Here is a 1,781-nt window from a genome sequence, read left to right as displayed (position 1 = left end):
CGGTATGTTCGAGTCTCTCAAATGCTTGCAACTGACAGCCGTCTTTCGGGACGCTTGTGGGTTGTGAGGTTAAGCGACTAAGCGTACACGGTGGATGCCTAGGCAGTCAGAGGCGATGAAGGGCGTGCTAATCTGCGATAAGCGTCGGTAAGGTGATATGAACCGTTATAACCGGCGATACCCGAATGGGGAAACCCAGTGTGATTCGTCACACTATCATGTCATGAATACATAGTGGCATGAGGCGAACCGGGGGAACTGAAACATCTAAGTACCCCGAGGAAAAGAAATCAACCGAGATTCCCCCAGTAGCGGCGAGCGAACGGGGAACAGCCCAGAGTCTGAATCAGTTTGTGTGTCAGTGGAAGCGTCTGGAAAGTCGCGCAGTAAAGGGTGACAGCCCCGTACACAAAGACACACGTTCTGTGAACTCGATGAGTAGGGCGGGACACGTGATATCCTGTCTGAAGATGGGGGGACCATCCTCCAAGGCTAAATACTCCTGACTGACCGATAGTGAACCAGTACCGTGAGGGAAAGGCGAAAAGAACCCCGGCGAGGGGAGTGAAAAAGAACCTGAAACCGTGTACGTACAAGCAGTGGGAGCATCCTTCGGGGTGTGACTGCGTACCTTTTGTATAATGGGTCAGCGACTTATATTCTGTAGCAAGGTTAACCGTATAGGGGAGCCGAAGGGAAACCGAGTCTTAACTGGGCGTTAAGTTGCAGGGTATAGACCCGAAACCCGGTGATCTAGCCATGGGCAGGTTGAAGGTTGGGTAACACTAACTGGAGGACCGAACCGACTAATGTTGAAAAATTAGCGGATGACTTGTGGCTGGGGGTGAAAGGCCAATCAAACCGGGAGATAGCTGGTTCTCCCCGAAAGCTATTTAGGTAGCGCCTCGTGAATTCATCTCCGGGGGTAGAGCACTGTTTCGGCTAGGGGGCCATCCCGGCTTACCAACCCGATGCAAACTGCGAATACCGGAGAATGTTATCACGGGAGACACACGGCGGGTGCTAACGTCCGTCGTGAAGAGGGAAACAACCCAGACCGCCAGCTAAGGTCCCAAAGTCATGGTTAAGTGGGAAACGATGTGGGAAGGCACAGACAGCCAGGATGTTGGCTTAGAAGCAGCCATCATTTAAAGAAAGCGTAATAGCTCACTGGTCGAGTCGGCCTGCGCGGAAGATGTAACGGGGCTAAACCATGCACCGAAGCTGCGGCAGCGACACGTAGTGTTGTTGGGTAGGGGAGCGTTCTGTAAGCCGCAGAAGGTGGACTGTGAGGTCTGCTGGAGGTATCAGAAGTGCGAATGCTGACATAAGTAACGATAAAGCGGGTGAAAAGCCCGCTCGCCGGAAGACCAAGGGTTCCTGTCCAACGTTAATCGGGGCAGGGTGAGTCGACCCCTAAGGCGAGGCCGAAAGGCGTAGTCGATGGGAAACAGGTTAATATTCCTGTACTCGGTGTTACTGCGAAGGGGGGACGGAGAAGGCTATGTTAGCCGGGCGACGGTTGTCCCGGTTTAAGCATGTAGGCGGAGGTTCCAGGTAAATCCGGAACCTTGTTAACGCTGAGGTGTGATGACGAGGCACTACGGTGCTGAAGTAACAAATGCCCTGCTTCCAGGAAAAGCCTCTAAGCATCAGGTAACAACGAATCGTACCCCAAACCGACACAGGTGGTCAGGTAGAGAATACCAAGGCGCTTGAGAGAACTCGGGTGAAGGAACTAGGCAAAATGGTGCCGTAACTTCGGGAGAAGGCACGCTGTC

Annotated in this window: 1 rRNA gene; it reads left to right on the top strand. The window is 53.2% G+C overall.

The window, feature by feature from the left end:
• Positions 1–67 precede the first annotated feature (67 nt).
• A 23S ribosomal RNA gene (locus IBT47_RS26765) occupies positions 68–1,781 on the top strand; the annotation flags it as partial.

Origin of the sequence: Erwinia sp. S43, from assembly GCF_016624745.1 — a bacterium.
Lineage (GTDB): Bacteria > Pseudomonadota > Gammaproteobacteria > Enterobacterales > Enterobacteriaceae > Erwinia > Erwinia coffeiphila.
Note: the sequence above shows the minus strand (reverse complement) of the source record. Positions and strands in the feature narration are given on the sequence as shown.